The sequence below is a fragment of the Prosthecobacter sp. genome (assembly GCF_029946185.1).
Taxonomy (GTDB): domain Bacteria; phylum Verrucomicrobiota; class Verrucomicrobiia; order Verrucomicrobiales; family Verrucomicrobiaceae; genus Prosthecobacter.
In genome coordinates this window covers 1-2,543 of record NZ_JAQSEA010000218.1, presented here as the reverse complement: position 1 = coordinate 2,543, position 2,543 = coordinate 1, and the positions used below count along the sequence as shown (strand labels likewise).

The window sequence follows — 2,543 nt, the reverse complement described above, 5'->3', positions numbered from 1 at the left end:
CTGGTCTTTGATCCCTGCGCTCTCAAAGGATTTCAGCCAGAGTGCGAGGTGGTCGGTGGGCGGGTTTTCTGACGCACGGCCCTGCACCGAGTCGTCGGGCAAATCCATGCCGCCGATGAGCTGCAGCATCTGCACGCGGCGGAGAAACGGGTCTGCCACGACTTCGCGCGCAAAGTCTTCGCTCCACTCCATGAGGAGGTCCTGGTCATGCCGCAGTCTGTCTTCAGCACGGCTGAGGCCCAGCGGTGACCGCAGCATGGCGGCACGCTTCCACTCCGCTGCGGATACGTCTAACTTTTGTGCATAATCGCTGCTCGCTCTGCCGAGAATGTAGGTGGCCTCGATGCCCAGATGCAGGCAGTCTTTGAACCCCGCACGTGCCAGCGTGCGGGTCTCGGCCAGCCAGCGGCCCTGCTCATCATGCGGCGTGGTACGGAAGAGCATCCATGCCGCCCAGGTGCTGCGGTTGGCACGCTGCTCTGCGGGCAGCGCGAGCAGTTGCAGCCAGAAGTCGCGCGCGGTCTTGTAGGGGTCGTCCAGCGTCAGGTGTTTGACATCGAGGTAAGCGGCGGCTCCCTGCAGGTACAGCCGCATGTCCTCCGGCAGAGGGGCGATGACTTCGGCAAGGGAATCCTTTCCCACAGCCCAGTTCGGCACGCTCAAGGCGTCCTTCGCACGCATGCTGTGCTGAGACCTGTCGCTTTCATCCAGCATGATGCGTCGCAGCTCGCGGTAGCGGTTGTACCAGGCCTCATCGACGGGCTGTCCTGCCATGATCTGCTTCAGCTCTTCCATTTCCAGATCGAGTGTGAACGCAGGTGTCCCCGGCGGATGCGTCAGATGGATGTCCGGAGGCAGAGCCGTTTGATTCAACTCGCTTTGGAAATGAAACAACGGCGGGCGCAGGATGCCGCGTGGCTGCTCCAGCGCGCTCTCGGAAAAGAAGGGGCCGCAGGCCATGACGGTGATCGTTCCGAGCATGGCGGAGGCGCAAAGCCAGCGACGGTGAGAATGGCGGCGCAACATCATGCGCGCATCTTATCTCATCGGCCCAAGGCGCGAAAGATTCTTAGCGAAATATTTTGGCCGTGATCCCCGCGCCTGCTTCATCTGGCAGGCGCAGCCAGCCTGCGACGATCTGCTCGCCCGGCTTGACGCGGCCAAAGCGTGCGGGTTGTCCCAGCCAGAGCACCAGACGTCCTGCCGCATGGGTTTGCACCGCGTAGCCGCGCAATCCATCGCAGCCTGCCGCATCACCGCCCTGCCATGAAACGCTCACTTCATGCGGCAGATCATCCGGCGCATCTCCCTCTTGTTTCAGCACGATCTCATGGTGGCCTTCCTTGGCGGGCCGGACGGAGGTGGTCCAGCCGCGCTTGAGCTTCTCGCCCGCAGCCACGCGGGGCAGCAGACCGGGGGGCCAGTTCAGGCGGTCACCGCTCACAGGAAGCCGGTACCAGATGACCGCCTGCATGAGTTCGGATGCGTGAGCCCGCCACTCTGCCATGAGCGCTGACAGCCCGTAGGCGTCAGAATCCAGCACGGCATATTTTCGGCCGCTGAGTGCCAGACCTGCCGGCATGTCTTCGGCATGCACGTCGCGCACGCGGCCATCCTCCGCAAATTCCACCACGCAGGAGTAAGTCGGCAGCGCCACGCGGAACGGCACGCCGATCTCCACCGCGCGCCGCACCGCAGTCCGGGTTTCATCCATGTCCATGAGTCCGGTCAGGCCGCCCCGTTTCGGCAGGTGCAGTGAATGAACCTGAAGCACATACCCGGGAGAGAGGGGCAGCAATTTTCGTGCGGAGTCATGCCGCAGCCATGCAGGCAGTGCGGTGATGCAGAGGGGAACCTCCGTGTGCAAAGCGCCCAGCAGTCGCGCATAGTCTGCCAGTCGTGATTCAGCGCTGTCATAGTCGAGCTGCAGTTCGCTCAGCGGCACACCTCCGGCTTTGAAGCGGCTCACAGTGTCTGTGCAAAGACGCTGCATCTCCTGCGTCAGCGCCTCGTTCCATCCGCCTTTCCCTACGGACGCATGCACACGCAGCACCGCGCCGACCTGCCTACCTGAATCTCCCAGTGCCCGCCAGTCGGGTGTGATGATCGTGAGCTTAGGCTTGTCATTCTTGAGGCTGAACTCGGCAGCGAGCACATGCAACGCCTCGAACTTCGATGCGATCACCGCCACTGACACCTCAGGCGTCCAGGCACGCTGCCACACATAGGCCTGTGACGGCAGCGGCGTCTGTCTCACATCACGACTGCAACCTGCGAGCAGCAGAGTGAGGAGCAGAGTCTGGAGCAGGAGGCGGCGCATGGGTCATTTGATACTCAGAGGCATGCCGCTTTTTACCGTTTCTTTGGCATGGTGACAAAGAAGAGCGCGATGCCGAGGCAGGAGACGAGGAAGACACCGACGTTCGCCACGGTGAGCACGAGGTCGCGGGTGTCCTTGTCCGGGATGAAGCCGAGCTTGTGGAAGTTCGTGAAGACGGTGGCCTCAAACTGGCGCTGCTTGTCGGTGTGGCGCGTGACGCTGC

The 2,543-nt window shown here is 62.7% G+C and carries 2 protein-coding genes and 1 pseudogene; all 3 read right to left on the bottom strand.

The window, feature by feature from the left end; genetic code table 11:
* Positions 1–981: pseudogene (locus PSV43_RS18380) on the bottom strand (hypothetical protein); the annotation flags it as partial.
* An 88-nt stretch (positions 982–1,069) separates the two neighbouring features.
* Positions 1,070–2,320, bottom strand: a complete 1,251-nt coding sequence (locus PSV43_RS18375) for a DUF3142 domain-containing protein (protein ID WP_300200741.1) — start codon at positions 2,318–2,320, stop codon at positions 1,070–1,072.
* Positions 2,321–2,352: 32 nt separating this feature from the next.
* The coding region (locus PSV43_RS18370) for a hypothetical protein (RefSeq protein WP_300200738.1) at positions 2,353–2,543 on the bottom strand (191 nt) is incomplete at its 5' end.